This window comes from Cribrihabitans pelagius (genome assembly GCF_048820915.1).
Classification (GTDB): Bacteria; Pseudomonadota; Alphaproteobacteria; order Rhodobacterales; family Rhodobacteraceae; genus Cribrihabitans_A; species Cribrihabitans_A pelagius.
In genome coordinates this window covers 18,821-45,575 of sequence record NZ_JBMERR010000021.1, presented here as the reverse complement: position 1 = coordinate 45,575, position 26,755 = coordinate 18,821, and the positions used below count along the sequence as shown (strand labels likewise).

The following is a 26,755-nucleotide window of genomic DNA, read 5'->3' as shown; positions in this document are numbered from 1 at the left end:
CTTGCGGGTGTCCGCCCCGGTTGCCCCGGGTCTAGCACATCCATAAGACCTGCAAAACGCCATAAACGCGTCCGCCCTCAAATGGCAGAGAATGCGCCCCGGGGTCAAGGCAGCAGCGGGATGCGCCGCCCAGGCGGAGACAGGCGGAGCGAGGTTCATCGGGCCGCCGGGCCGCCCGCGCTCAGCAAAAGACCCGGGACAGGGTCCCGGGCCAGTTTGCCGCTCGCTCCAGGTTCTCCGCCTTATGCGACACGCCGGCTTTCCGCCGGAATTTCCGACCAGACCAGACCTTGGCCCGGCAGCCGTGCCGCCATTGCTGCGCCGCAGGAAACCTCGCGGACCGCCCCCGGCTCCGCAAACAAGGCCCGCAGCAGCGTGTTGGTCAGCGCATGCCCCGCACGCTCGCCGACATAGCGCCCCAGGATCGGCCCCCCGGCCAGTGCAAGATCCCCCAGCGCGTCCAGCATCTTGTGGCGGACCGGTTCGTCGGCGTGGCGCAGCCCGGCGCCGCTTTCGACGCGGTCGCCGTCAAACACAACCGCGTTTTCGCCCGGCACGCCGCCAAGCGCCAGCCCGTTCGCCTGCATCGCCTCCACGTCGGCGCGGCGGCAGAAGGTGCGGCTGTCGCAGAGCTCACGCGCAAAGGCGCCGTTGCGCAGGTCCAGCACCTTGCTCTGGCGGCCGATGGCGGCTTCGGCAAAGTCGATGTGGAACTCGATCATCAGGCGGTCGCAGGGCAGAAGCGTGGCGCGGGCGCCATCCTTTTCCACGGTGACCGGCTTCAGCACCTCGTATGCGGTGGCGGGCACCCCCAGCCGCTGGATGCCCTGCTGCATGATGCCGCGCACGAAATGCGCCGAGGAACCGTCGAGGATCGGCACTTCCGGCCCGTCAATCTCGATCAATGCGTTGTGGATGCCGCAGCCGGCCAGCGCCGCCATGATATGCTCCACGGTGGAAACGCCGACGCCAGCCTCGTTGACCAGGCGGGTGCATAGCGCGGTGCGCTCCACAACATCCCAGCGCGCCGGGACAAGGGTGTTGCCCAATGCGATGTCAGTGCGCTTGAAGCGGATGCCATGACCGGCCGGCGCCGGATTCAAAACCATGCGCGCAGGCTTGCCGGTATGAAGACCGGCCCCGTCAAATGCCACTGCTGCCTTGAGCGTATTCTGCACCTTGCGCCTCTTTGAGCTGTTTCCGGCCTGTGTGACCGTGTTGCGACAAACAGGTAAGGTTTTGCCAACATTCTCACAACTCAATCTTTGTAACGGTTTGAAACATGCACAAATGCGGATGGCGGAACCCCGCGCATGCCGACGCAACCCCTTGAACTGAAACGAAAAAGGCCGCCTTTCGGCGGCCCGTTCCGGTCACATTCGTGAATGCTCAGTTGGCCTGGCGGCGCAGGAAAGCGGGGATTTCGATGCGTTCCTGGTCCGGATCGGCCTGCTGCTGCTGCTGTTGCTGCGGCTGCTGCGCGGGCGCCTGGGCCTGCATTGCGGGCTGCTGGCGCACCGGCTGCTGCGGCTTGGAGGCCTGGGCATCGGCGCCGCTGCCGGTCATCCGGTGGATCAGCGAATTCAGGCCAAAGCGGCGCTGGCCTTCCGGCTGGACCTGCTGCTGCGGCTGCTGCTGGTGATGCGGCTGCTGGCCGCGCTGCTGCACCGGAGCGGCGGGCGCCTGGCGCGGCTGCGCCTGCTGGGCCTGAGCGCGCTGGGTCGCGGCCTGCAAGCGCACGATGGCATCCTGCGAGGGCGTGCCGGGGGCCGGCGCCTTGGGTGCAACAAAGGCTTCGGGCTGCTGCGGCGCCACATCCGACTGCGGGCGGAACTCGGGCACCTGCGGGCGGTAGGCCGGCGGCGGCAGGCCGTCATCGGCCAGCGGCTCGGCCTCCTCGAAGACCTCGCCTGCGTCGTCCTGCGCCTGCGGCACGTTCATCTCGGCAAAGAGCGAGGGCTCTTCCTGAGCGGAGGGTGCCGCGGCGGCGGACTGGACCGGAGCCGAGGGGGCTGCGGGCCGGGCCGCCTGCGGGGCGGGCTCCTGCGCAACGGCGGGCTGCTGCTGCTGCGAGGCGGCCTCGGTGCGGGTTTCCTCGACGCTGACGGTCTGGCGCAGCGGCGAGGACATCGGGCGGCGCGGCACCGGCATTTCGGTGTTCACATCGGTCGCATCGATACCGGTGGCCACAACGGAGACGCGCATGCGCCCGTCCATTTCGGTGTCCAGCGTCGAGCCGACGATGATGTTGGCGTCCGGGTCCACTTCCTCGCGGATGCGGTTGGCGGCCTCGTCCAGTTCGAAAAGGGTCAGGTCGTGGCTGCCGGTGATGTTGATCAGCACGCCCTTGGCGCCTTTGAGGCTGATCTCGTCCAGGAGCGGGTTGGCAATCGCCTTCTCGGCCGCCTGGATGGCGCGGTCTTCGCCCTCGCCCTCGCCGGTGCCCATCATCGCCTTGCCCATCTCGTCCATCACCGCGCGCACGTCGGCGAAGTCGAGGTTGATAAGGCCCGGGCGCACCATCAGGTCGGTCACGCCTTTCACACCCTGGTAGAGCACGTCATCGGCCATCGAGAAGGCCTCGGTGAAGGTGGTCTTCTCGTTGGCGAGGCGGAACAGGTTCTGGTTCGGGATGATGATCAGCGTGTCGACCACCTTCTGCAGGCTCTCGACGCCGAACTCGGCCTGGCGCATCCGCTTCACGCCCTCGAACTGGAACGGCTTGGTGACCACGCCGACGGTCAGCACGCCCAGCTCCCGCGCGGCCTGCGCGATGATCGGCGCAGCACCGGTGCCGGTGCCGCCGCCCATGCCAGCGGTGATGAAGCACATATGCGCGCCCGCCAGGTGATCGACGATCTGTTCGATGCTTTCCTCGGCAGCGGCGGAGCCGACTTGCGGGCGGGCGCCCGCGCCCAGCCCCTCGGTCACCTTGATGCCAAGCTGGATGCGGCTTTTCGCGGCGCTCTGCTGCAGCGCCTGGGCATCCGTATTGGCGACGACGAACTCCACGCCGTCCAGTTCCTTGGCGATCATGTTGTTGACGGCGTTGCCGCCAGCGCCGCCCACGCCGAAGACGGTGATCTTCGGTTTCAGTTCTTCATGCCCGGGCATCGAAAGGTTCAACGTCATGCTCTTCCCGCCTGTGTTTGCGTGCCCTCCCGCAAAGGGCTTTTTCCTGTCCTATCCGCTTCAATCCTACCGCGCTGCAGATGATGCGTCATCCCAAAAAGCGTTAGGAACCACAAAATACAGCTTCGTTCTGAAGCCGCTCATGCGGTATTTCGCCGAATCGAGCAGATATTGCGGTTCTGACCCAACCCACACACAAAATGTCCTTGAGGCCCGCTGCAACGCTGCTGCGGGATCCATTCCGGTGATTTCTGGCTGGCCACTGCCCGGCCTGCTGACTCGCCGCATTTCGCGGACGTTAACGTCACCCTAATGCCTGTGGCGGCCAGTGTCACGTGCTCATTGCCCGCTCCGGGCGACTCCGGCGGCGGCCCTCAGGCGGCAGCACTCACCAATTGTCGCTGAACCACTTGATCGCCCGGCCCAGGGTTCCGGCCGGGTAGCGGTCGACCGGCATGTCGAAATCCCACCATTCGTCCTGCGGGTGCGCGGCAAACAGGCTCAGCCCCACCGCCGCGGCAAAAGCCGGACCGGTGACCGATTGCGGCAGGCCGTGCACGCGCAGCGGGCGGCCGAGCCGCACCTGCTGGCCCAGAATGCGGCTGGCCAGCCCGTCGAGCCCAAGGATCTGGCTGGAGCCGCCGGTCAGCACGATCTGCTGACTCGGCAGATATTCGAACCCCGCCGCATCGAGCCGCGCCCGCACCTCTTCGAGGATTTCCTCCACTCGGGGCCGCATGATGCCGATCAGCTCGGCCCGGCTGGCGGAGCGGCGGTCATGCTCCCAGTCACCAGTGTCGCCGCCGATGTCGATCATCTCGCGGTCGTCCGCGCCAGTGGCATGCACACCGCCGTTCATCGTCTTGATCCGCTCGGCGCTGGCCATCGGCACGCTGAGCCCCATCGAGATGTCGCTGGTGATGTGATCGCCGCCGAGCCGCACCGCGTCGGCATAGATCATGTGCTTCTTCATGAAGATCGAGATCGAGGTCGAGCCGCCGCCCATGTCGATGCAGGCCGCGCCCAGCTCCTGTTCGTCCTCCACCAGCGCCGAGAAGCCCGCCGCATAGGCCGAGGAGGCAATCCCAGCCAGCTCCAGGTCGCAGCGCTGGATGCAGCGCACCAGGTTCTGCACCGCCATCGCATCGACGGTCAGCATGTGCATGTCCGCCGCCAGCGTCTGCCCCATCTGGCCGCGCGGATCGGCAAGACCCGAGCGGTTGTCGAGCGCGAAGTTCACCGGCTGCGCGTGCAGCACCTCGCGGCCAGCGCCGTATTCCGGCACCTCGCAGGCGGCGAGCACCTGGGCCACTTCGTTTTCCGAAACCACCTGTCCCTGCAGTTCCACCTTGGCATCGAGCCCGTAGGAGCGCGGGCTGGCGCCGGCAAAGCAGGCGATCACGTGGTCGACCCGCACCCCGGCCATCTTCTGCGCCGCCTGCACCGCGGTGCGGATCGCGCGCTCGGTCTCCTGCATTGCGGTGATCTCGCCAAACTGCACCCCGCGCGAGCGGGTGGTGGCGGCGCCGATCACCCGGAAACCGGACTGCCCTGCCAGGGAGCCGATGGAGCCGTCCTCGCTCAGCTTTGCGCTGCCGTCGAAACGCAGCACCAGGCAGGCGATCTTGGAGCTGCCCACGTCCAGGATCGCCACCACGCCGCGCTGCAATGCCTGGCGGCGGATCTGGCGCATGGCCCGCTGAGATTGGTAGAGATCCGTCATCTTATTGCCCGCCCCCGTTCAACTGCCTGATGCGCCACCAGTTTTCCACTGCGTTTTCAGTCATCCGCACGGTCGGGCGGGCGGCCAGGCGCATGTCGACGGCCGCCACGTCCCGCTCCAGAAGTTCCTGCACCTCGCTCACCGCCAGCACCCGCTCCAGCGCCGGCACCGGCTCGCGCGCGGGCAGCATGATGCGCTGCTTGCGGTCCAGCACCACGTCCCAGCGCCGCTCCCCGACCCGCACCAGCCCGCGCAGCCGTGCTCCCAGCGGCTGCGCCGCAGCAAACAGCTGCATGGCTTCCGGCACCGCGTCGCGGGCACCGCGGCCGGCGATCAGCGGCAGATCGGGATGCAGACTGCGGCGGCCGAGCTCGGCCACGTGGATGCCGTTCTCATCCAGAAGCGCCAGCCCCTCACGGCTGCGCCAGATCACCGCCGGCTTGCGCTCCTCGACATCGACCTGCAGCACGCCGCCGGGGCGGATGCGCACGCTCGCGGTCTTCACAGGGTCGAGCCCGGTAATCACGTCGCGGATCTGCGCGAGATCCAGATCGAAGGAGCTGACCGGGAAATCGAGCGGCACGACCTCGCGGATATCCTGCGCCACGCTGGGCCCGGCTCCGTCCACCGCCATCACCTTGACCATGAACTCGGGCCGTTCCTCGATCGCGGCGCGGGCGCTGTTGACCAGCTGCTGCAGCCCGTCGCGGCGGCCCTCATCGGCGAGATAGGCGCTGCCCGCCGCCAGCATCAGGCACAGCGGCACTCCGAAGCGCAGACCAAAGCGGATACCCGGCGTCAGCATCCAGCGCTGCAGCCGGTATTTCAGCCGCGAGGGCGCCGGGTCCGCCCGCCCCTCTCCGCCGCTGCTGCCGTGAAAGCGCCGTTTCAGCGATTGCATGAGGCATCCTCCACCATCCAGGCGCAAAGGGCGCCAAAGCTCATGCCGCAAAATGCCGCCTGCTCAGGCACCAGAGACGTCGGCGTCATGCCGGGCTGGGTGTTGGTCTCCAGGAGGATCAGCCCCGCGGCGCCGCGCGCCTCGTCCCAGCGGAAATCGGTGCGGCTCACGCCCCGGCATCCCAGGACCCGGTGCGCCGCCAGCGCGTAGCCGAGGCAGAGGTCATGAATTTCCTGCGGGATCTGCGCGGGCAGCACATGGCGGGAGCCGCCGGGCTTGTACTTGGCATCGTAGTCGTACCAGCCGTCGGTGAGGATGTCGGTCACAGTCAGCGCCCGGTCCCCGATCACGGTGGTGGTGAGCTCGCGACCCGGCGCGTAGGTCTCCACCATCAATTGCTCCGGCATCTCCGCCGACAGCTGCGGCGGGCCATTGGCGGCCTCATGCACGATATAGATGCCGACGCTGGAGCCTTCGTTGTTGGGCTTCACCACATAAGGCGGCGGCATCACGTGGCCTGCGCTGACGGCCTCCTTGGCAAACAGCCCGCTTTCGACCACCGGCAGCCCGGCGGCGCGGTAGGCCTCCTTGGAGCGCTGCTTGTCCATAGCCAGCGCCGAGGCCAGCACACCGGAGTGGGTATAGGGCAGGCCCAGCCATTCCAGCATGCCCTGCACGCAGCCGTCCTCGCCCCAGCGCCCGTGCAGCGCGTTGAAGACCACATCCGGCTTCACGTCCTGCAGCCGCGCGCAGAGGTCTGTCCCCGCGTCGATCTCCACGACCTCGAATCCCTCGCCCCGAAGCGCCGCCGCGCATTCCCGGCCGCTCGACAGCGAAACCTCGCGTTCGGCCGAAGGGCCGCCTTTCAGCACCGCCACTTTCGGGAGTGTCCCGCTCGACTTACTCACCACTCGCGCCTTCTTGCCTGGGGGCTTTTTAGCCCCTGATTGTTGGAGCCGGCTCGCGGGCCCGCCCTTGGTTCCTGCACCGCGGCCCGGCCTTCCGGGAGGCTCCGCCGCAGCAGCCCGGCAGCCTAACGCCGGGCCCCGGCACATTAGTGCCGAAATCCTTACCGGGGCGTTAACGCTGCCTTTACCAAGATTAAAACGGCCGCTGCCCCGCCGTGCATCCCGGCCCAGCGCCGCAGGCGCGTCGGCCGGTAAATGCCTTTGGTTTTTATCGCTTATTCGGGAAGCGGATCACCTATCCGCATGATTTCCCACTCTAGCGTGATGCCAGAATCTTCGTAAACCTTTTGTCGCACATCTTCCCCCAGCCCCTCAAGATCTGCGGCACTTGCGCCACCGGTATTGATCAGAAAGTTGGAATGCTTCTCGCTCATCTGGGCGCCGCCGCGGCGGGCGCCGCGCATGCCGGCGTCGTCGATCACCTTCCAGGCCTTGAGGTCATGCACGTCATCCGCCCGCCCGGTCGAAGAAAACCCCGCCGGGTTGCGGAAGGTGGAGCCGGCCGAGCGGTCGCGGGTGGGCTGGCTGGCGTCGCGCGCCTCCAGCTGCGCCTGCATGCGCGCGTGCAGCTCCTCCGGATCGCCTTCCGCCCCGCGCAGCGTGGCCGAGACCAGCACTGCGCCCTCGGGAAACTCGGTCTGCCGGTAGCCGAAGCGAAGCTCTTCGGCATTGACCTCGCGGATCTCGCCCTGGCGGGTCACGATGGTGGCGGATTGGAAGACATCTGCGAGATAGCTGCCATAGCAGCCCGCGTTCATTCTTACCGCGCCGCCAATAGTGCCCGGAATGGTGCGCAGAAAGGTAAGGTCGATGCCCGCATCCGCTGCCCGCCGCGCCACATGCGCATCCAGCGCGGCCGCGCCCGCCACCACGGTGCCGCCCTCGGTCTCGATGCTGTTGAAGCCGCGGCCCAGCCGGATCACCACCGCCCGCAGCCCGCCGTCGCGCACGATGAGGTTGGAACCCACGCCGATTGGAAACACCGGCACCTCCGGGTCGAGATCGCGCAGGAACTGCGCCAGATCCCCGGCATCGGCGGGCTGGAAGAAATGGTCAGCGGGCCCGCCGACGCGCAGCCATGTCAATTCGGAAAGCTGTTTGCCTGCCGCCAGCCGCCCGCGGACGCCTGGCAGTTCCTTGCCGGAAGTTGCCGCCATCTTTTTTCTGTCCCTCTTTGCAGACATCCTGCGGCCCTAGTCCGTAGCCGAGCCGGGCGCCAAAATAAAGAGGCAAGGCGCGCACCGGCCGCGGGCGGCGGGTGGCGGCTCAGCGGCCGAAGGTCTCGCGCAGCCAGCGGCCCAGACGGATCAGCGGCCAGCGCAGCACCGACATGCCCGCCAGCAGCAGGGCCAGTCCCCACCAGGGGCCGTTTTCATAGGTCACATAGCCCAGGAGCGGGATGCCCAGCACGATCAGCACATAGGCGCGGGTCCAGTGGTTGTCGCGGCTCGGCAGCATCGCCAGCACGTTGGCCGCCAGCGCCCAGACCGCGGCCAGGGTGAGCGAGGCGGTCACTGCGCCGCCTCCCCGGCCCGGCGGGCCCTTGTGAATCGTTCAGCCTGGCGATGCCGCACCCGCTAGGCCTCCAGCCGTGCGGGCAGCGCGTTGGCCCAGGTGCTGATGGTGCCCGCGCCGAGGCAGACCACCATGTCGCCCGGCCGCGCCTGCTCGCGCACCAGCCGCTCCAGGTCGTCCTCGCTCAGGATTGCGCGGGCGTGGCGGTGGCCGTGGCGGATCAGCCCCGCCACCAGATCGTCGCGGCCCGCGCCCTCGATCGGATCTTCGCCGGCCGAAAACACCTCGGCGATGGCGACCACGTCGGCTTCATTGAAGCAGGCGCAGAAATCGTCGAACAGGTTGGACAGCCGCGAGTAACGGTGCGGCTGGTGGACCGCGATCACCCGGCCCTCGCAGGCCTGGCGCGCCGCCTTCAGCACCGCGGCGATTTCCACCGGGTGATGGCCGTAATCGTCGATGATGGAGACGCCGCCAACCTCGCCCACCTTGGTGAAGCGCCGGTTGACGCCGCGGAATTCGGCAAGCGCGGTGCGGATCTCGCTGCTGTTCATGCCCAGATGCCGCGCCACGGCGACAGCGGACAGCGCGTTGGAGACATTGTGATCGCCCGGCATCGGCAGGGTGCAGCCCTCGATCACCCGGTCCTCGGCGCGCAAGACGACATCGAAATGCGCGATGCCCCCCTTGTAGGTCAGGTTCACCGCCCGAACGTCAGCCTGGGCGTTGAACCCATAGGTGACAACACGGCGGTCGGAGATCCGCCCCACCAGCGCCTGCACCTCGGCATGGTCGGTGCAGCAGACTGCGATGCCGTAGAAGGGGATGTTGGAGACAAACTCCAGGAAGCCTTCGCGCAGCCGGTCGAAATCGCCCCAGTGCTCCATGTGCTCGGGGTCGATATTGGTGACCACGGCGATGGTCGCGGGCAGGCGGTTGAAGGTGCCGTCGGACTCGTCGGCCTCCACCACCATCCACTCGCCCTGCCCCATCCGCGCGTTCGAACCGTAGGCATGGATGATGCCGCCATTGACCACGGTCGGGTCGAACCCGCCCGCCACCATCAGCTCCGCCATCATCGTTGTGGTGGTGGTCTTGCCGTGGGTGCCGGCAATCGCGATGTTCGATTTCAGCCGCATCAGCTCGGCCAGCATCTCGGCCCGGCGCACCACCGGCAGGCCGCGGCGGCGGGCCTCGTCCAGCTCGTCGTTGCCCGGCTTGATCGCCGAGGAGATCACCACCACGGCAGCGCCCTCGAGGTTCTCCGCCCGCTGGCCGGTGAAGATACGCGCGCCCAGCTCCTCCAGGCGGCCGGTGATCTTGGAGGCCTTCAGGTCCGAGCCCTGCACGCTGTAGCCCAGGTTCAACAGCACCTCGGCGATGCCCGACATGCCGATGCCGCCGATGCCTACAAAATGGATCGGGCCAACATCACCGGGCAGTTTGGTTGCAGGGTTCATACTTTCATCCTTCCTCGGCCAGTTGCTCGACCAGCGCCACCAGCCTCTCGGTGGCGTCCGGAACACCGGCGTTCAGTGCAGCAGACGCCATCTGCGCGGCGGCCTGCGGGTTACTCAGAATTGCGCCCATATGCTCTGCCAGGACCGGAACATCAAGCGCGCTTTCCGGGATCATCACGGCAGCATTGGCGCTCACCAGACCGCGGGCATTGGCAGTCTGGTGGTCGCCTGCGGCGGCGGCAAAGGGGATCAGGACCGACGGCCGCCCGATCGCGGCAATGTCCGCAACCGAAGAGGCGCCGGAGCGCGAAATCACCAGCTGCGCTTCCGACATGCGGGCGGGCACATCGGTGAAAAAGCTCTGCACATCGGCGTCGATGCCATGGCTGGCGTAAAACTCCGCCACCCGGGCACGGTCCTCCTCGCGCGCCTGATGCGAGACGCGCAGATGGCGGCGCAGCGGCTCCGGCAGCGCCGCCATCGCCGCGGGCACCACGTCCGACAGGATCCGCGCGCCCTGGCTGCCGCCGATCACCAGCACCGACATCGGGTAGTCGCCCGGCGGAATATAGGCCGCACCCGCGCGCTCGGCCACCGCGGCGCGCACCGGGTTGCCGACATGCTCATGCGCGACGCCCGCGGGCAGGTCGGTCGGCCAGGTGCCGCAGGCCACGCCCGAGACGCGCTTGGCAAAAAGCTGGTTCACCCGGCCAAGGACACCGTTCTGCTCGTGGATCATCCGCGGCAGCTTCAAGAGCACCGCCGCCCCCAGCGCCGGGATCGACGGGTAGCCGCCAAAACCGATCACCGCATCGGGACGGTCGCGGCGCATCTGCCGCGCCATCGACAGCACGCCTGCCGCGATCTTCGGCCCCGCCAGCGCCTTGGCCGCCAGCCCGCCGCGGGCAAAGGTGGCGGAGGAGACCTCGGTGATCTCGGTTGAATGGGGGAAGCCGCCGGTATAGCGGGCGCCGCGCGCGTCGGTCGACAGCTTCACCCGCCAGCCGCGCTTCAGCATCGCCTCGGCGAGCGCCTGCGCCGGGAACATATGCCCGCCGGTGCCGCCAGCCGCCATCAAAAGCAGTTTCTGTGCCATCCGTGATGGTCTCTTTCTTTGTTCGCCTGCACCTGTTCTCAACCGGGACGGCGCCGTCCCGGTTCCAGCGCAGGTGACTTTTTTCCGCATTCAGCCCGGCCCGCAGGCCCGCTCTCGGTCCTGGCGGCCAGCGCCGGCCGTCAGCCCCGGCCGCGCCCGTTCAGGAAATCGGCGATCTCGCCCTGCGGCCGCGCCCGGGTGAAGGCCAGCAGCATCCCCACCGCAATGCCGGTCGCGATCAGCGAGGAGCCGCCATAGCTCACAAACGGCAGCGTCATGCCCTTGGCGGGCAGCAGCCGCACCGCAACGCCCATGTTGATCATCGCCTGCACCCCGAAGACGCAGACCAGCCCGGTGCCCGCAAGGCGGATGAAAGTGTCCCGCTCGCGCATCAGCCGGAACAGCGAGCGCACCACGATCAACGCATAAAGCGCAATCAGCACCACCACCAGCACCAGCCCGTATTCCTCGGCTGCAACCGCGACGATAAAATCGGTATGAGCATCGGGCAGCGACCATTTCACCTGCCCCTCGCCGACACCGACGCCGAACAGCCCGCCCTCGCGGATTGCGTTGGTGGCATAGCCAAGCTGGGTGGTCGGGTCGACATCGGGGTTCAGGAAGCCGTCGATGCGGCGGGCAAAATGCTCCGAACTGGAATAGGCAAAGATGCCGCCCATCACCACCACCGCCGCCATGCAGACCAGGAGCAGCATCGGCGCGCCAGCGACGAAATACATCACCCCCCAGCCAAACAGGATCAGGCAGGCCTGGCCGAAGTCCGGCTGCATCACCAGCATCAGCACCACGGTCACACAAAGGCCAAAGGACATCAGCTTGCCCGGCGGACCGTTGATCTGCTGGCTGGCCGCGATCATCCAGGCGGCCACCACCACGAACCCGGGCTTCAGGAATTCCGACGGCTGCAGAGAGGCAAAGCCAAGCGAGTACCAGCGCGTGGCCCCCTTGCCGAAATCGGTGCCAAACACCGGCAGAAATGCAAGCGCAACAAAAGCCGCGGCAAAACCGATCACCGCCAGCCGCCGCACCAGCGTGGGCGACATCATCGAGGTGATCAGCATCGCCACAAGGGCCGTGACACCGAAGACCGCCTGCCGCTCCACATAATGGAAGTTGTCAAAACCGTTGCGCGCCGCCAGCGGCACCGAGGCCGCCAGCCCCAGGAGCAGGCCGAGCACAAACAGCATCAGGATGCAGGACATCGTCCACTTGTCCAGCGTCCGCCACCATTTCGGGAGAATCGGCTCGCCCGTCTGCACGGGAACCGCGCCATAGACCATCTCAGTCATGGAAATACCGCCACTATCTGCCTCGTTCCGCCCCTTTGCCGGGGTCTATGAACAAAAGCCTAACCGGAAAGCTGTAATCAAGCCAGCCTCTTCCGCCCTGCGCGGCGGGAATTCGCACAGCGCGCGCTTGCACGCTTGCCCGTTCCGTGGTCGATGCCCGCCATGCAGATTGATACCCTGATTCTCGGCGCCGGCGCAGCCGGCATGATGTGCGCCGCCCATACCCGCGGCCGCACCCTGGTGATCGACCACGCCAAGGCTCCGGGCGAGAAGATCCGCATCTCCGGCGGCGGCCGCTGCAACTTCACCAACATGTATGCCGCGCCGGAGAACTACCTCTCCGCCAATCCGCATTTCTGCAAGTCGGCGATGGCGCGTTACACCCAGTGGGATTTCATCGCGCTGGTGGACCGGCACGGCATCGCCTGGCACGAAAAGACCCTGGGCCAGCTGTTCTGCGACGGCTCCGCCAAGCAGATCATCCAGATGCTGGTCAGGGAGATGCAGGACGCGGGCGCCGATCTCTGGCTGCAAACCTCGGTGGAGGCCGTCGAGCGCATCGGGGATAGCTTCAAGGTCAGCCTGCTGCGCGAGGGGAAGCCGCAGGCCGTCACCTGCCGCAACCTTGTAGTGGCGACCGGCGGCAAGTCGATTCCCAAGATGGGCGCCACCGGGCTCGCCTATGACCTCGCCCGCCAGTTCGGTCTGCCGGTCACCGAAACCCGCCCCGCGCTCGTGCCCTTCACCTTCCCGGACGGCCGCTTCAAGCCGCTCTCCGGCGTTGCCCTGCCCGCGCGGCTGTCGAACGACCGCACGTCCTTCGACGAGGCGCTCCTGTTCACCCACCGCGGCCTCTCCGGCCCCTCCGTGCTGCAGCTCTCCTCCTACTGGCGCGAGGGCGAGGAGATCCGGGTCAACCTGATCCCGGAAACACCGCTTTATGACCTCCTGCGGGAGCAGCGCCAGGCCGGGGGCGGCCGCGACTTCACCACCGAGCTCGCCCGCCACCTGCCCGCGCGCCTCGTCGAGTTCCTCGCGCCGGAACTCGGCCTCAACGGCCGCCTCGCCGACCAGTCCGACACCGCCCTGCGCGCGTTTTGCGACGTCCTGCAAAACTGGGTGCTGCTGCCCGCCGGCACCGAGGGCTACCGCACCGCCGAGGTCACGCTGGGCGGCATCGACACCGATGCGCTGTCGTCGCGCAGCATGGAAGCCAAGACCGTCCCGGGGCTCTACGCCATCGGCGAGGCGGTGGATGTGACCGGATGGCTCGGCGGCTACAACTTCCAATGGGCCTGGGCCTCCGGCTTTGCTGCCGGCACTGCCATCGCCGCGGCCGCCTGACCCTCAGGATTTTCCGCTTCGGAGCCGCCTTCGCTTGGACATCGGCGGCCAGAGACAGCCGCCGCCCGCAAGCGGAATTGCCGAGGGGCCCCGCCCCGGCGGGGAGACGGCCATTGTGCTTGCGGGCGGGGGATGGCTCTGGCAGGCAGGGGACAAGTGAAGGCGGCTCCGGAGCGGATTTTCCGCTTTGGTGAGCCTGAAGCCCCTTACTTCCACCCTACCCTGACCGCGTTATCCCAGCCGCTTCCGCACCTCGGCGGTAAAGTCCTCGCCGCGGCGTTCGAAGTTGTCGTACTGATCGAAACTGGCTGCCGCAGGGGCCAGCAGCACGGTATCGCCCGGCTCCGCTTCCGCCATCGCCCGCTCCACCGCCGCCGCCATGGTGGTGCAGACCTCGGCCTCGCCCTCCAGCTGCATGGCAAAGCCCGCCGCCTCGCGTCCGATCACATAGGCCTTCACCACGTTGCCGGTTTGCCCGTTCAGGCCCTCCAGCCCGCCCTCCTTCTCCAACCCGCCGCAGATCCAGCGGATGCGGGAAAACGCGCTCAGCGCCTTCACCGCGCTGTCGACATTGGTGGCCTTGCTGTCGTTCACGTACCGCACCCCGCCGGCTTCAGCGATGGTCTGGCTGCGGTGCGGCAGGCCGGGATAGCTGGCGAGCCCCGCCTCGATCACCCGGGGCGCCAGCCCCAGGGTGCGCGCCGCGGCATAGGCGTTGCAGGCGTTCTGGTGGTTGTGCGTGCCCGGCAGGCCGGTGATGCCGCGCAAATCGATCGAGCCCGCCTGCCGGCCCTTGCGGTACTCGCTCAAGAAGCCCTTCCGCGCAAACACCTGCCAGCCTGCCCCGGTGAGTTTGCGCGCGGCGGAGGTCCGGATCACCCGGTCGTCGCCCGCCCCTTCGGAAAGCTGCCCCGCAAGAAACAGGCCCTCGTCTTCATCGACGCCGATCACCGCGCGGTCCGGCCCGCCCTCGGCAAAGAGACGGCGCTTGGCGGCGAAATAGCCGCCCATGCCCGCGTGCCGGTCGAGGTGATCGGGCGACAGGTTGGTGAAAACCGCCACATCCGGCGTCAGCGCGCGGGCCAGCTCGGTCTGGTAGCTCGACAGCTCCAGCACCACCACGCCGCCCTCGCCCGGCGGGTCGATGTCCAGCACGCCCCGGCCGATGTTGCCTGCGAGCTGGCTGTCGCGGCCCGCCTCCTGCAGGATGTGGTGCAACAGCGCCACCGTGGTGGACTTGCCGTTGGAGCCCGTGACCGCCACCACTTTGGGCGGCTGCTCCATCATGCCCCAGTCCCCTTCCGCAATGGAGCGGAAAAACAGCCCGATATCGTTGTCGACCGGCACCCCGGCCTCAAGTGCTGCACGCACCACCGGGTTCGGCTTGGGGTAGAGATGCGGGATACCGGGCGAGACGATCAGCGCGGCCACCGCATCGAATGCGCCCTGGCGCAGCAGGTCCGCGCAGGCAAAGCCCTCGCCCTCGGCGGCCTCCCGCGCGGCGGGATTGTCATCCCAGCACAGGGGCTCGGCGCCGCCAGCCCGGAGCGCCCGCGCCGTCGCCAGACCCGAGCGCCCCAGCCCCAGCACAGCCACATTCGCGCCTTCGAAACCTTTCACCGGGATCATTGCCTGCTCTCCCATCTTAACCCTTGCCAGCACCGCTACCCGATCCCTCCCGGCTTTGCCAGTCTCCTCAGATTGACAAGCCGCGGCCCATGCCCGAGATTCCCCCTTCAGGCAGAGGAGGCCTCCGCGTGGCACCGCATTTGCAGACATTGCTCGACCACATCAGCGCGGACATGCGCCGCCGCTCCGACCGGGGCGAAGTAGCCAGCTACATTCCCGAACTCGGACAGGTCGACCCGGACCAGTTCGGCATCGCGGTGGCGACGGCGGATGGGGATCTGTTTCACGCGGGCGACGCGCGCACAAGATTCTCGGCGCAGAGCATCACCAAGGTCTTCACCCTTGCGATTGCGCTGGGACGCGCGGGCGACCAGCTCTGGCACCGGGTCGGGCGCGAGCCCTCCGGCACCGCCTTCAACTCCATTGTCCAGCTCGAGCACGAGCGCGGCCGCCCGCGCAACCCGTTTGTAAACGCCGGCGCCATCGTCACCACCGACGAGCTGCTGGCCGGGCGCGAGCCGAAGGACGCGCTGGCGGAGATTCTCGGCTTCATCCGGGCGGCGGCGGAAGATGATGACATCCACATCAACAAGGCGGTGGCGCGTTCGGAAACCCGCCACGGGTACCGCAACTTTGCCCATGCCAACTTTCTCGCGTCCTTCGGCAACCTGAAGAACCCGCCGGAGAAGACGCTCGGCACCTACTTCCACCAATGCGCCACGGAGATGACCACGGTTCAGCTGGCCAGGGCGGGGCGCTTCCTGATCGGTGCGGATGCGGGGCCAAGCCTGGTGGCGCAGGGACGGGTCCGGCGTCTGAATGCGCTGATGCTGACCTGCGGCCACTACGATGGATCGGGGGAGTTCGCCTACCGCGTCGGCCTGCCCGCCAAAAGCGGTGTCGGCGGCGGTATCCTCGCCATCGTGCCGGGCAAGGCGAGCGTTGCGGTGTGGTCGCCCGGTCTGGATCACAACGGCAACTCCAAGCTTGGCACCGAGGCGATGGAACGGCTGGCACGGGAGATGGACTGGTCGGTATTCTGAACCGTTTCGCGCTGAGGTCCAGCGCGGTCTGCGGCGTCGCGGCGGTGTACAGGGGGTGTACGGGCGGTGCACGCAAGGCACCGCCCGAATGGCGCCTCAGCGCACCTTCAGCGTTGCAAGCCCGATCATCGCCAGGATCAGCGAGATGATCCAGAAACGGATCACGATGGTGGGCTCGGCCCAGCCCTTCTTCTCGTAGTGGTGATGGATCGGCGCCATCAGGAACACCCGCTTGCCGGTGCGCTTGAAGTAGAGCACCTGCACGATCACCGAGAGCGCCTCCACCACGAAGAGCCCGCCGACAATCGCCAGCACCAGCTCGTGCTTGGTGGCAACCGCAATGGCCCCCAGCGCGCCGCCAAGCGCGAGCGAGCCGGTATCGCCCATAAAGACCGCCGCGGGCGGCGCGTTGTACCACAGGAAACCCAGCCCGCCGCCAAAAAGTGCTGCGGAGAAGATCAGGATCTCGCCGGTGCCGGGCACATAATGCACGTCCAGGTATTCGGTGAAATCGACCCGCCCCACGGCATAGGCGATAACGCCCAAAGTGCCCGCCGCGATCATCACCGGCATGATCGCCAGCCCGTCCAGCCCGTCGGTCAGATTGACCGCATTGGCCGCGCCGACGACCACGCAGATCGAAAACGGCACATACAGCAGGCCAAGGTTGATCAGCGTATCCTTGAAGACCGGCAGCGCCAGCTGGTTCTGCAGGTTTTCCGGATGGTTATAGGCCGCCCAGACCGCTGCGATCACCGCGATCAGAATGCCAAGCGCAAGCCGCAGCTTACCCGGCACGCCGGCGGTGTTCTGTTTGGAAACCTTGGCATAATCATCGGCAAAACCGATCAGCCCGAAGGCCATGGTGACAAACAGCACCAGCCAGACAAAGGGGTTGTCCCAGCGCGCCCACAGCAGCGTCGCGGTGAGCAGCGCGCCCACGATCAGCAAGCCCCCCATGGTCGGCGTGCCGGCCTTGGTGAAATGCGCCTCCGGCCCGTCGTCGCGGATCGGCTGGCCCTTGCCCTGGCGCTTGCGCAGCACGTTGATCAGCGGTTTGCCGAACAGGAAGCCGAAAACCAGCGCCGTCATGAAGGCACCGCCAGCGCGGAAGGTGATATAGCGGAACAGATTGAAAAAATCGCCCCCGTCCGACAAAGCGGTCAGCCAATAGAGCATCTCCGGCCCTCTCTCAGTTTTTATGTTCTTTTTCTGATGTGCCGTTGCCATGGCCCAATTCGCGGATGCCGTCAATAATCCGTGCCAGCGCCATGCTGAGCGAGCCTTTGGCCAGCACGATATCGCCGCCTTCCACTTGCGCGGCAAGGTCCGGCAGCGCCTCCGCACTGGTGGCGTACCACTGGCCGCGCTTTTCCTCCGGCAGTGCTTCGTGCAGCGCCTGCATCAGGGGGCCGATGCAGTGGACGCGGCCGATTTGCTGCATGGCGTCAAGGCGCGCAAGCCCCGCGTGCAAATCGCGCTCCTGCGGGCCGAGCTCCTTCATGTCACCAAGATAGGCAATCCGGCGGCCCTTGCCCGGAGTGGCTGCCAGTACCGCCAGTGCCGCCGCCATCGAGGCGGGGTTGGCGTTGTAGCTGTCATCGAGCAGGGTGATGCCGCCGCCCTCCAACGGGATGGTCTCGCGCACGCCGCGGCCCTTGACCGGCGACCAGAGCGCGAGGCTCTCCACCGCGCGCGCGGGGTCCGCTCCCAGCGCCTCCACACAGGCGAGCGCGCCGAGGCCGTTCATCGCGAAATGGGCGCCAAGAGACTGAATGTGCAGCTCCACGCCGCGCCCGCCTGCCGTGGCGCGGGCCACCGTCTCCCCGCCTTCGATACCGGCGGAGTGCAGCGTGTAGTCCGCAGCACTCTTGCCGAACCAGCGCGCCGCGGCGCCGAGATCCGCCGCAACTGTGCGCAGCACGCCCGCCTCGGCGATATCAGCGTTCAGCACCGCCACGCCGCCGGGCTCCAGCCCTTCCATGATCGCGGCCTTTTCGCGGGCGATGCCCGCCACGTCGTCAAAGGCTTCCAGATGCACCGGCGCGACGGTTGTGACCATTGCCACATGGGGGCGCGCCATCCGCGCAAGCGGCCCGATCTCGCCGGGGTGGTTCATGCCGATCTCGATCACCGCATATTCGGTATCGCGCGGCATCCGCGCCAGCGTCAGCGGAACGCCCCAATGATTGTTGTAGCTGGCGACCGCGGCATGGGTGCGGCCCTGGTCCATCAGCATCCGCGCCAGCATCTCCTTGGTCGAGGTCTTGCCGACCGAGCCGGTCACCGCGACGACCTTGGCCTGCGTGCGGGCGCGGGCGGCGCGGCCCAGGGCTTCGAGCCCAGCCTGCACGTCGTCCACGATCAGGAGCGGAGCATCCGCGGGCAAGCCTTCGGGAATGCGGGAGACCAGCGCGGCAGCTGCGCCTTTCTCCAAGGCTTGCGCCACGAAGTCATGCCCGTCGCGCGCGGCCCTGAGGGCGACGAACATGTCGCCGGCCTCAATAGTGCGGGTGTCGATCGAGAGGCCCGAGACGGCCCACTCCCCTTGCGCGCGGCCTCCGGTGGCGGCAGCGGCCTCGGCCGCGGTCCAGAGCTTCATGCGATCCTCCCGTCCAGCGCCGCCACCGCAATGCTGGCCTGTTCCACATCGTCGAAGGGCAGCACACTGTCGCCCACGGTCTGGCCGGTTTCATGGCCCTTGCCGCAGATGATCAGCGCATCGCCCGGGCCCAGCATGCCTGCACCGCGCAGGATGGCCTCGGCACGGTCGCCGATCTCGACACAATCGGGCGCGCCGCCCTTGACCGCGGCGCGGATGGCTGCCGGGTCCTCGCTGCGGGGATTGTCGTCGGTGACGATCACCACATCGGCGTTTTCATGCGCGGCCTGCCCCATCAGCGGCCGCTTCGAGGCATCGCGGTCCCCGCCCGCGCCGACGATGGCAATGAGCCGGCCCAGCACATGCGGGCGCAGCGCCTTCAGCGCACTTGCCACCGCGTCGGGCGTGTGGGCGTAGTCGACATAGACCGCGGCACCATTGCCGCGCTCGGCGGCGAGCTGCATCCGGCCGCGCACGGTTTCGAGATGCGGCAGGGTCTCGAACACGCGCTCGGGGTCCTCGCCGCCTGCAATCACCAGCCCGCAGGCCAGGAGCACGTTTTCCGCCTGGAAGCCGCCGATCAGGTTCAGCCGCAGCTGGTACGGCCGGTCGTGCCAGGCAAAGCGGATGTCCTGGCCGGTGCCGTCATAGCGCATGCCCAAGAGGCTGAGGTCGCCCTCCCCGCGCCCGACCGTGATGATCTCCTGGCCGCGCGCCTCTGCCACCGCGCGCATGTCGGCGCCGCGCGGATCGGCCAGATTGATGACGGCCACGCCCTCGTCCGGCAGCACCCGGGAGAACAGGGCGGATTTGGCGGCGAAATAGGCCTCGAAGGTTTCGTGGTAGTCGAGGTGGTCCTGCGTAAAGTTGGTGAAGCCGGCCGCTGCCAGCTGCACCCCGTCGAGCCGCCGCTGGTCGAGCCCGTGCGAAGACGCCTCCATCGCCGCATGGGTGACGCCCTCCTCCGCGGCCGCGGCCAGCGCGCGGTGCAGGGTGACCGGCTCCGGCGTGGTGTGGGACAGCGGGTAGCTCCAGGCGCCTTCGATGCCGGTGGTGCCCATGTTCACGGCCTTGTGGCCCAGCTCCATCCAGATCTGGCGCACGAAGCTCGCAACCGAGGTCTTGCCATTGGTGCCGGTGACCGCGACCACGGTCTGCGGCTGGGCCCCGAACCACAGCGCCGCGGCATAGGCGAGCGCCTGGCGCGGGTCTTCGACCACCACCAGCGCGGCGTGGCTGTCGGCCAGCACCTTGGCGGCAATCCCGGCGCCGGCGGCATCAGAGAGGATGGCGGTTGCGCCCCGCTCCAGCGCCGCCGGAATGTATTTGGCACCATGCTGCCTGCTGCCCGGAAGGGCAGCAAATAGAAAGCCCGGGCGGACCTGATGGCTGTCCACCGCCAAGCCGCTGATCTGCGGGTCGGCGCCGCCGCGGGCGGTCAGCCCCAATTGGCTCAGAGGCTGATCTGGTCTCTTGCTGCTCATGGCGGCCCTCACCTGTCTAGTTCGAGGTCAGGGTTATACCAGTCACCTCTGCGGGTTCAACTTGCGGCCGCAGGCCCAGCAGCGGCGCCACCCGGCCGATCATCTCGGCCGCGACCGGCGTGGCGGTCCAGCCTGCGGTGCGGCGCTCTTCGCCATGGGCGATGACCGAGGGCTCGTCGAGCGTCACGATCAGCACGTATTTGGGGTCATGTGCCGGGAAAATAGAGGCAAAAGTGGCAATGACCTTGTCCTCGTAGTAACCGCCGCGGGGGCGCGGCTTGTCGGCGGTGCCGGTCTTGCCGCCGACCTGGTAGCCCGGCACTTCGGCAAAGCTGGCGGTGCCGCTGGTCACCACCTTGCGCAACATTTTGCGCGCCGCCTCAGCCGAGGCCGCGCTCAACACCCGCTCGCCGGGCTGCGCGCCTGTCTGCTTCAGAATCGTCGGGCTGACATAGCGGCCGCCATTGGCAATCGCCGCATAGCCCGCCGCAAGATGCATCGGCGTGGTCGAGATGCCGTGGCCGTAAGAGATCGTCATCGCCGACAGCTCGGACCAGTTGGCGGGCAGCAGCGGCTGGCCGCCCTGCGCCTCGGAGATTTCGAACGGCGTCGGCTCCAGCATGCCAAGCGTGTCGAGGAAAGCCTTCTGCCGCTCCACCCCAATCTGCTGCGCCAGCCGCGCGGTGCCGATGTTGGAGGATTTGACGATGATCTTGGTCACCGACATTTCGTTGCCATAGTTGCGGAAATCGCGGATTGCGAAGCGGCCCCAGCGCAGCGGGCCGCGGGTGTCGATGATGGTATCCTCCTCCACCAGGCCGAGGTCCATCGCTTGCGCGGTGGTGAAGATCTTGAAGGTCGAACCCAGCTCGTAAACCCCCTGCACCGCGCGGTTGAACAGCGGGCTGACCGAAGGGTCAAAGCCCGAAGCCGGCGGGCGCGGCCGGTTGTTGGGGTCGAAGTCGGGCAGCGACACTACCGAGATCACCTCGCCCGTGTGCACATCCATCAGGATGGAGGTGGCGCCCTTGGCGTTCATCAGCTTCACGCCGCCATAGAGCACCTGCTCCGCCGCGGCCTGCACCGAGACATCGAGCGACAGCTGCAACGGCTTCCCGGCATTGGCGGGGTCGCGCAGGTAATCGTCGAACTGCCGCTCCACCCCGGCGACGCCAATCACCTCGGCCGCACTCACGCCTTCCTTGCCGAACCCGGCCCCGCCCAGCACATGCGCCGCCAGGCTGCCGTTGGGATAAAGCCGCATCTCGCGGGGGCCGAACAGCAGGCCGGGGTCGCCAATGTCATGCACCGCCTGCTTCTGCTCGGGGCTGATTTTCTTCTTCACCCACAGGAACTTGCGCTTGCCGGTGAAGTCCTTCACCAGGCGCTCGCGGTCAAGGTCGGGGAAGATCTCCACCAGCTTGTCCGCGGCGCCCACCGGGTCGATCATTTGCGGCGGCTGGGCATAAAGCGAGTGGGTCTCGAAGTTGGTCGCAAGCAGCGTGCCGTTGCGGTCGACGATATCGGCACGCTGCATGGCGATGATGCTGCCCGGCGCGCGGGCCACCGGCTCGGCGGGTTCGGACACCGCCATGATGCCCATGCGCCCGGCAATCGCGCCAAAGGCACAGAGGAAGAACAGCCCCAGTACCAGCAGCCGCCCCTCCGCCCGCTGGCGGGCGCGGGTCTGCATCTCCTGGTGGCGCAGGCTGATGTTTTCCTTTTCGATCGCATCCGGGTTTGCGCCGGTAGCGCGGGCGTGCAGGACACGGGCGAGCGGGCGCAGCGGGGTGCGGATCATGGCAGCTGGCTCCCTGCGCGGGCGGCGGCGTTGAGCGAGGACACCTCGATGCCGCCGGTGACTTCCAGCTCGGGCGGCTCGGGATAGGTCACCTCGTCGACGCGGCCGAACTGGTCCGGGCGCAGCGGCAGCAGGCCGAGCCGGTCGAAATTGATCTCGGCCAGGTCGCGCAGCCGCGCCGGGCGGTTCAAATAGGCCCATTCGGCGCGCAACACGCTGAGCCGCACCTGCGCGGCGCCGATCTGGCGCTGCAATGCGCGGGTTTCCTTCAGGACCTGCTGAGTGGCGTAATTCTCGCGGTAGGCCCAGAAGGCCAGGCCAAAGACGGCGAGCGCGGTGGCAGCATAGAGCAAGGTCTTCATTTGCGGGCCTCTTTCAACTGCGGCATGCCCAGTTCCTTGGCGGTGATCGGGCCGGGTTCGGCATCGGTGCGGCGGCCGACGCGCAGCCGGGCGGAGCGGGCGCGCGGGTTTTCCGCCAGCTCCTGTTCGTCCGGGCCCACGGCCTTGCGGGTCACCAGCTCGAACTGGGAGGGGGTCTCTTCCTGCTCGGGCGCATAGCGGTTGGCGCGGCCGGTCTTGCCCGCGCGGTGCTGGAAGAAGCGTTTGACCATGCGGTCCTCGACCGAGTGGAAGGTAACGACAGCCAGCAGCCCGCCGGGCTTCAGCGCGCGTTCGGCCGCCAGGAGACCCTCGAACAGCTCGTCGTACTCGGCGTTAACCGCGATGCGCAGGCCTTGGAAGCTGCGGGTCGCCGGGTGCGACTGTCCGGGCTTGGGGCGCGGCAGGCAGCTCTCGATGATGCCGGCCAGGCGCAGGGTCGTGGTGACCGGCTCGATCCCGCGTTCCCTGACGATCGCCTTGGCAATGCGGCGGCTGGCGCGCTCCTCGCCGTAGTGGAACAGGATATCCGCGATCTGCTCCTCGGTCAGTTCGGCAATTAGGTCCGCCGCCGAAGGCCCGGACTGCGACATGCGCATGTCGAGCGGGCCGTCCTTCATGAAGGAGAACCCGCGCTCCGCCAGATCGAGCTGCATGGAGGAGACGCCGAGGTCCAGCACCACGCCATCGAGGTCCTGCGCGTATTCGTCCATGCGCGAGAACACGCCCTGCTGCAGCACCAGCCGCGCGCCGTATTCTCCGGCCCAGGGTTTCGCGAGCTCAAAGGCAAGCGGGTCGCGGTCGACGCCGATCACCTGGTCGGCGCCGGCTTCCAAGAGCCCGCGGGTGTAGCCGCCGGCACCGAAGGTGCCATCGAGCCAGCGGCCCGAGACCGGCGCCACCGCCTTCAGCAGCGGCCTCAGCAGAACGGGGATGTGGGGACCGGAAGGAGCAGAGGGGCGGTCCGTCATGATCTATGCGCCTCCGGCGCCGTCTAGGAATTCAAGGGGGTCGAAGTCTTCCGGGAGCTCTTCCATCAGCTTCTCGGCTTCGGCCATCTCGACCTCTTCGTAGGTCTCGGGCTTCCAGATCTGGAAGGTATCGCCGGAGGCGATGAAGAAGGCCTCGCCCTCCAGCCCAATCTTCTGCCGCAGTTTCGCGGGCAGGACAAGGCGGCCGGTCTCATCGACGGTGGTCGGCAAGGATTGGCCGTTGAACATGCGTTCGAGGATCTTGCGGCCCTTGGAGCCCCGGGGCAGCGCGGCGATCTTGGCGTCGACCTCCTCGATCGCCTCCATCGTGTAGCATTCCAGGAACTGGCGGCGGTGGTCGCCGTAGACGATCACCAGCTCGGGGTTGCCGCCGGGGTCGCAGTTGGGGTCCGAGGCCTCCAGCACACGGCGAAAAGAGGCCGGGATCGACACCCGCCCCTTGCTGTCCACCTTATGGTGGCTTTCGCCTCTGAACCTGCGGCCCAAGCCTTCTGCCCCTTCTCCTGCGCCCCGCGCGCCTTGCCGTTCCCCAGAATGGAAAGCGGCGGGTTGATCTGCTGCCACCGATCAACCCGCCGCCTTGACCCGCTGTGCGGGATGTCCGGCTGCGCGCACCATCTGGGGGGATGTCTGCTCGCCCGCGCGCCGGATCTCTTCTTGTCTGATGAAAGCGAAGGCCTGTATGAAACCTGCTTTATTGTTTTTGACTGGGGTCTTGTGTGCGCCCCGTCCCTCGTCTCATCCGATGAATAAGGGATACTATGGGAATTGATGGTCCCGCAACTGTTTTTTGCACAGAATCGGGGCGCCGGTGTCAGGAACGCACAGATTCTGCAAGAGATTCGGGTCGGATCTTGCAAGTATTTGGCCGGTGTAGTCACGATTGCATCCAAAAACACAACATATAGATGCTGATTGCCTCCGCATTTTTCTTCCCATAATTTCCCGCGATTCTATCACTCGACTCGGAATAAGATCGGAAGTTCACACTATGTTCCCAAAACACCCGGCCAGAATGGCGCAAATCCGCCAGAAGCAGCGGATCTCCGGGTGATTCGCGGACGCCGGCAGCAGGAAGCCGCGCGCACGGGCCACGATTTCCCATGGCTCCCATGATTTCCCAAGCGTCCCGCGATTTCCCGCCGGCGCCATGACCTCCCGCCCGTCCCATACCGTACTGCGCAGGCGCGGCAGCAGCCTTGGGCCCGCCCGCCCGTAGCAGCCCGGACCCCACCCCTGCGGCGGGGCAGCGGACAGCGGACAGCAAAAGGCCCGCCAGCGGGCGGGCCTTTCCGGTTCAAGAAGAATACGGCGGTTCAGGCCATGCCGCCCTTGATCAGCCCGGCCGCGATCCGGGCATAGGCCTCCGCCGTCGCCCCCTCACCCGCCGCCACCGGCGTGCCGCTGTCGCCCGCCAGACGGGTCTCAAGATCGATCGGCAGCGCACCCAGGAGCGGCAGCCCCAGCGTCTCCGCCTCGGCCGCTACGCCGCCATGGCCGAAGATATGGTGCTCGCCGCCGCAATCGGGGCAAGTGAAGAAGGACATGTTCTCGATCAGCCCAAGCACCGGGGTGTTCAGCGTCTTGAACATATCCATCGCCTTGCGCGCATCCAGAAGCGCCACATCCTGCGGGGTGGAGACCACGATGGCGCCCGAAAGTTCGGTCCTGGTGCAGAGCGTCAGCTGCACATCGCCGGTGCCGGGCGGCAGGTCGACGATCAGCACGTCCAACTCGCCCCAGTTCACCTGCCCCAGCATCTGCTGCAAGGCGCCCATCAGCATCGGGCCGCGCCAGATCACGGCCTTGCCCTCCTCCAGCATGAAGCCGATCGACATCAGGGTGACACCATGGGCATGCAGCGGCTCAATGGTCTTGCCGTCGGGGCTGGCGGGGCGGCCCTTGGCGCCCATCATCCGCGGCTGGCTCGGCCCGTAGATATCGGCATCCAGAAGCCCCACCTTGCGGCCCTGCCTGGCCAGCGCCACGGCGAGGTTGGAGGCAATGGTGGATTTGCCGACGCCGCCCTTGCCCGACGCCACCGCCAGAATACGCTGCACGCCTGACGGCTTCATCGGCCCGGCCTGCGGCTTGGCATGGCCGCCAATCTTCAGGCTGGGCGCTTTCGCCTGCGGCGCATGGGCGGTGAGCGCGGCGCTCACGCCCGAGACGCCCGGCAGCGCCAGCACCGCCGCCTCCGCCGCCTTGCGCAATGGCTCCATCAGCTTGGCGATCTCCGGGCTCGGCGCCTCGATCACGAAGCTGACCTTGCCGTCCTCGACCCTGAGCGCCCGCAGCATATCGCGCGACACGAGGGTGCCGCCGTCGGGCAGCTCCAGCCGCTCCAGCGCGGCGTGTATCTCTTCCTGGGTGACCGGCATTTGCGCCCTCCTGCTTTGCTTGCGCCTTATATATGCGCGCGGCGCCCGGCACGAAAGCGCAGTACGCCCCGGCCCGCCCGCGCTGATGCAAAAAAGGTATCGGGGACGGTCCCGGGACCGGCTGCCGGGCGCCGCCGGGCCGCAGCCGCGGGAGGACGCGGACGGGCTGCGCTAAGGGCCGTCAGACCGGCAGACCGGATCAGAAACTGCCCCGAAATCCGGCACGCTGGTGCGGTCCGCCCAAATTTGCCGCAGCTTTCCAATAGCATACGTAGCGTCACCCATGCAGATGCTGCATAGCAGCAATGACGAGTCATGGGATTGTCCCGCCCCGGGATTTCCTTAAATTGGTGTTCAAGAAACGGCGCCGCAGCGCAGCAACGCAACAGACTGACCGAGGATAGACCGATGGCAGCGATACAACAGATCAGCATGGCGAAACCCGCAGCATCCTTTGGCTGGCTGCAGGCGCTGGTGGTCCGGGTGAACCGCTACCGCCTCTATAACCGGACCGTCAGCGAGCTCTCCGCGCTGAGCGGCCGCGAGCTGGCCGACCTCGGCCTGAACCGGTCGGAAATCAAACGCGTGGCCTATCAGGCCGCCTACGAACACAACTGATAGAGATCAGGTCCTCACTCCTCCTCCCTTGAGGGCCTGCACTACGCGGTGGCATCCTCCTCCTCCCTGATGCCACCGCACCCTATACCGGCGCAAAGCCGGGCATGAATGCACCGGGATCTCCTCCTCCCTGATTTCCGGTGCTTGACAGAACGGCGGTGCCCCCTCCTCCTCCCTGGGCGCCGCCGTTTCTTGTTCCCCCCCTTTTTTCATCTCATGGATATGCCGGCACACGGCCGCACGCAGCCCGCCCGCGGGATGCTGTTTGCGCTGTGTGGTGAGGAAAGGGTGGCGGGGGGGGGGGGGGGGGGGGGGGGGGGGGGGGGGGGGGGGGGGGGGGGGGGGGGGGGGGGGGGGGGGGGGGGGGGGGGGGGGG

The 26,755-nt window shown here is 67.4% G+C and carries 22 protein-coding genes; 3 read left to right on the top strand and 19 right to left on the bottom strand.

From position 1 onward, the window contains the following. Positions 1–242: 242 nt before the first annotated feature. From lpxC to ftsW, 10 genes are all read right to left on the bottom strand, one after another. On the bottom strand, positions 243–1,178 hold the full coding sequence (lpxC, locus tag ACOHX0_RS17415; protein ID WP_420678416.1) for a UDP-3-O-acyl-N-acetylglucosamine deacetylase: 936 nt from the start codon (positions 1,176–1,178) through the stop codon (positions 243–245). Between the two features lie 211 nt (positions 1,179–1,389). After that, on the bottom strand, positions 1,390–3,132 hold the full coding sequence (gene ftsZ / locus ACOHX0_RS17410; protein WP_420678415.1) for a cell division protein FtsZ: 1,743 nt from the start codon (positions 3,130–3,132) through the stop codon (positions 1,390–1,392). A 388-nt stretch (positions 3,133–3,520) separates the two neighbouring features. Next, entirely contained in the window at positions 3,521–4,855 is a 1,335-nt protein-coding gene (gene ftsA, locus ACOHX0_RS17405; RefSeq protein ID WP_420678414.1) for a cell division protein FtsA, read from the bottom strand. 1 nt (position 4,856) lies between these two features. Continuing rightward, complete coding sequence (locus ACOHX0_RS17400) at positions 4,857–5,756, bottom strand: cell division protein FtsQ/DivIB (RefSeq protein WP_420678413.1); 900 nt, start codon at positions 5,754–5,756, stop codon at positions 4,857–4,859. After that, positions 5,744–6,664 (bottom strand): D-alanine--D-alanine ligase, encoded by a 921-nt coding sequence (locus ACOHX0_RS17395; RefSeq protein ID WP_420678412.1) that lies wholly within the window; start codon positions 6,662–6,664, stop codon positions 5,744–5,746. The genes ACOHX0_RS17400 and ACOHX0_RS17395 overlap by 13 nt, the downstream gene beginning before the upstream one ends. A 275-nt stretch (positions 6,665–6,939) precedes the next feature. Next, positions 6,940–7,881, bottom strand: coding sequence for a UDP-N-acetylmuramate dehydrogenase (gene murB, locus ACOHX0_RS17390; RefSeq protein ID WP_420678411.1), 942 nt, complete (start codon positions 7,879–7,881; stop codon positions 6,940–6,942). Between the two features lie 109 nt (positions 7,882–7,990). After that, on the bottom strand, positions 7,991–8,239 hold the full coding sequence (locus ACOHX0_RS17385; RefSeq protein WP_420678410.1) for a DUF2484 family protein: 249 nt from the start codon (positions 8,237–8,239) through the stop codon (positions 7,991–7,993). A 62-nt stretch (positions 8,240–8,301) separates the two neighbouring features. After that, on the bottom strand, positions 8,302–9,699 hold the full coding sequence (murC, locus tag ACOHX0_RS17380; protein ID WP_420678409.1) for a UDP-N-acetylmuramate--L-alanine ligase: 1,398 nt from the start codon (positions 9,697–9,699) through the stop codon (positions 8,302–8,304). Positions 9,700–9,703: 4 nt separating this feature from the next. Further along, positions 9,704–10,795 (bottom strand): UDP-N-acetylglucosamine--N-acetylmuramyl-(pentapeptide) pyrophosphoryl-undecaprenol N-acetylglucosamine transferase, encoded by a 1,092-nt coding sequence (locus tag ACOHX0_RS17375; protein WP_420678408.1) that lies wholly within the window; start codon positions 10,793–10,795, stop codon positions 9,704–9,706. Between the two features lie 140 nt (positions 10,796–10,935). Next, a complete protein-coding gene (gene ftsW, locus ACOHX0_RS17370) occupies positions 10,936–12,105 on the bottom strand; it encodes a putative lipid II flippase FtsW (protein WP_420678407.1) in 1,170 nt (389 codons plus the stop codon). A 162-nt stretch (positions 12,106–12,267) separates the two neighbouring features. On the opposite strand from ftsW, the gene ACOHX0_RS17365 reads away from it, so the two are divergent. Further along, on the top strand, positions 12,268–13,449 hold the full coding sequence (locus ACOHX0_RS17365) for a BaiN/RdsA family NAD(P)/FAD-dependent oxidoreductase (protein WP_420678406.1): 1,182 nt from the start codon (positions 12,268–12,270) through the stop codon (positions 13,447–13,449). Between the two features lie 231 nt (positions 13,450–13,680). Here the strand turns inward: ACOHX0_RS17365 and murD are convergent, their stop codons facing one another. Beyond that, positions 13,681–15,078 (bottom strand): UDP-N-acetylmuramoyl-L-alanine--D-glutamate ligase, encoded by a 1,398-nt coding sequence (gene murD / locus ACOHX0_RS17360; RefSeq protein ID WP_420678405.1) that lies wholly within the window; start codon positions 15,076–15,078, stop codon positions 13,681–13,683. Positions 15,079–15,206: 128 nt separating this feature from the next. Here murD and ACOHX0_RS17355 point away from each other — a divergent pair, with 128 nt between their 5' ends. Further along, positions 15,207–16,121, top strand: a complete 915-nt coding sequence (locus ACOHX0_RS17355; RefSeq protein ID WP_420678404.1) for a glutaminase — start codon at positions 15,207–15,209, stop codon at positions 16,119–16,121. A gap of 96 nt (positions 16,122–16,217) precedes the next feature. Here ACOHX0_RS17355 and mraY read toward each other — a convergent pair whose 3' ends face one another. From mraY to ACOHX0_RS17315, 8 genes are all read right to left on the bottom strand, one after another. Next, entirely contained in the window at positions 16,218–17,300 is a 1,083-nt protein-coding gene (gene mraY / locus ACOHX0_RS17350) for a phospho-N-acetylmuramoyl-pentapeptide-transferase (protein ID WP_420678403.1), read from the bottom strand. Between the two features lie 13 nt (positions 17,301–17,313). Then, a complete protein-coding gene (locus ACOHX0_RS17345; RefSeq protein WP_420678402.1) occupies positions 17,314–18,723 on the bottom strand; it encodes a UDP-N-acetylmuramoyl-tripeptide--D-alanyl-D-alanine ligase in 1,410 nt (469 codons plus the stop codon). Then, positions 18,720–20,207 (bottom strand): UDP-N-acetylmuramoyl-L-alanyl-D-glutamate--2,6-diaminopimelate ligase, encoded by a 1,488-nt coding sequence (locus tag ACOHX0_RS17340; protein ID WP_420678401.1) that lies wholly within the window; start codon positions 20,205–20,207, stop codon positions 18,720–18,722. Before ACOHX0_RS17340 ends, ACOHX0_RS17345 begins: the two co-directional genes overlap by 4 nt. A gap of 16 nt (positions 20,208–20,223) precedes the next feature. Further along, the gene (locus ACOHX0_RS17335; RefSeq protein ID WP_420678400.1) at positions 20,224–22,008 is read right to left on the bottom strand and encodes a peptidoglycan D,D-transpeptidase FtsI family protein; all 1,785 of its coding nucleotides are present in this window, start codon (positions 22,006–22,008) and stop codon (positions 20,224–20,226) included. Beyond that, positions 22,005–22,370 (bottom strand): cell division protein FtsL, encoded by a 366-nt coding sequence (ftsL, locus tag ACOHX0_RS17330; protein ID WP_420678399.1) that lies wholly within the window; start codon positions 22,368–22,370, stop codon positions 22,005–22,007. Before ftsL ends, ACOHX0_RS17335 begins: the two co-directional genes overlap by 4 nt. Further along, the gene (rsmH, locus tag ACOHX0_RS17325; RefSeq protein ID WP_420678398.1) at positions 22,367–23,359 is read right to left on the bottom strand and encodes a 16S rRNA (cytosine(1402)-N(4))-methyltransferase RsmH; all 993 of its coding nucleotides are present in this window, start codon (positions 23,357–23,359) and stop codon (positions 22,367–22,369) included. Before rsmH ends, ftsL begins: the two co-directional genes overlap by 4 nt. A 3-nt stretch (positions 23,360–23,362) precedes the next feature. Next, complete coding sequence (mraZ, locus tag ACOHX0_RS17320) at positions 23,363–23,866, bottom strand: division/cell wall cluster transcriptional repressor MraZ (protein WP_083792689.1); 504 nt, start codon at positions 23,864–23,866, stop codon at positions 23,363–23,365. An 830-nt stretch (positions 23,867–24,696) separates the two neighbouring features. Then, complete coding sequence (locus ACOHX0_RS17315) at positions 24,697–25,761, bottom strand: Mrp/NBP35 family ATP-binding protein (RefSeq protein WP_420678396.1); 1,065 nt, start codon at positions 25,759–25,761, stop codon at positions 24,697–24,699. Positions 25,762–26,169: 408 nt separating this feature from the next. On the opposite strand from ACOHX0_RS17315, the gene ACOHX0_RS17310 reads away from it, so the two are divergent. Beyond that, positions 26,170–26,379 carry a DUF1127 domain-containing protein gene (locus ACOHX0_RS17310; RefSeq protein ID WP_420678395.1) on the top strand — a complete coding sequence of 70 codons (210 nt, stop codon included), beginning with the start codon at positions 26,170–26,172 and terminating at the stop codon, positions 26,377–26,379. Positions 26,380–26,755 lie beyond the last annotated feature (376 nt).

Excerpts from the sequence above, each read along its gene's own strand:
- ACOHX0_RS17335 (WP_420678400.1), bottom strand. The coding sequence starts at position 22,008 with ATGATCCGCACCCCGCTGCGCCCGCTCGCCCGTGTCCTGCACGCCCGC.
- mraY (WP_420678403.1), bottom strand. The coding sequence starts at position 17,300 with ATGCTCTATTGGCTGACCGCTTTGTCGGACGGGGGCGATTTTTTCAAT.
- ACOHX0_RS17375 (WP_420678408.1), bottom strand. The coding sequence starts at position 10,795 with ATGGCACAGAAACTGCTTTTGATGGCGGCTGGCGGCACCGGCGGGCAT.
- ACOHX0_RS17400 (WP_420678413.1), bottom strand. The coding sequence starts at position 5,756 with ATGCAATCGCTGAAACGGCGCTTTCACGGCAGCAGCGGCGGAGAGGGG.
- murD (WP_420678405.1), bottom strand. The coding sequence starts at position 15,078 with ATGATCCCGGTGAAAGGTTTCGAAGGCGCGAATGTGGCTGTGCTGGGG.
- murC (WP_420678409.1), bottom strand. The coding sequence starts at position 9,699 with ATGAACCCTGCAACCAAACTGCCCGGTGATGTTGGCCCGATCCATTTT.
- ftsA (WP_420678414.1), bottom strand. The coding sequence starts at position 4,855 with ATGACGGATCTCTACCAATCTCAGCGGGCCATGCGCCAGATCCGCCGC.
- rsmH (WP_420678398.1), bottom strand. The coding sequence starts at position 23,359 with ATGACGGACCGCCCCTCTGCTCCTTCCGGTCCCCACATCCCCGTTCTG.
- ftsZ (WP_420678415.1), bottom strand. The coding sequence starts at position 3,132 with ATGACGTTGAACCTTTCGATGCCCGGGCATGAAGAACTGAAACCGAAG.
- ACOHX0_RS17365 (WP_420678406.1), top strand. The coding sequence starts at position 12,268 with ATGCAGATTGATACCCTGATTCTCGGCGCCGGCGCAGCCGGCATGATG.
- ACOHX0_RS17310 (WP_420678395.1), top strand. The coding sequence starts at position 26,170 with ATGGCAGCGATACAACAGATCAGCATGGCGAAACCCGCAGCATCCTTT.
- ACOHX0_RS17315 (WP_420678396.1), bottom strand. The coding sequence starts at position 25,761 with ATGCCGGTCACCCAGGAAGAGATACACGCCGCGCTGGAGCGGCTGGAG.
- ftsW (WP_420678407.1), bottom strand. The coding sequence starts at position 12,105 with ATGACTGAGATGGTCTATGGCGCGGTTCCCGTGCAGACGGGCGAGCCG.
- ACOHX0_RS17340 (WP_420678401.1), bottom strand. The coding sequence starts at position 20,207 with ATGAGCAGCAAGAGACCAGATCAGCCTCTGAGCCAATTGGGGCTGACC.
- ftsL (WP_420678399.1), bottom strand. The coding sequence starts at position 22,370 with ATGAAGACCTTGCTCTATGCTGCCACCGCGCTCGCCGTCTTTGGCCTG.
- murB (WP_420678411.1), bottom strand. The coding sequence starts at position 7,881 with ATGGCGGCAACTTCCGGCAAGGAACTGCCAGGCGTCCGCGGGCGGCTG.
- ACOHX0_RS17345 (WP_420678402.1), bottom strand. The coding sequence starts at position 18,723 with ATGAAGCTCTGGACCGCGGCCGAGGCCGCTGCCGCCACCGGAGGCCGC.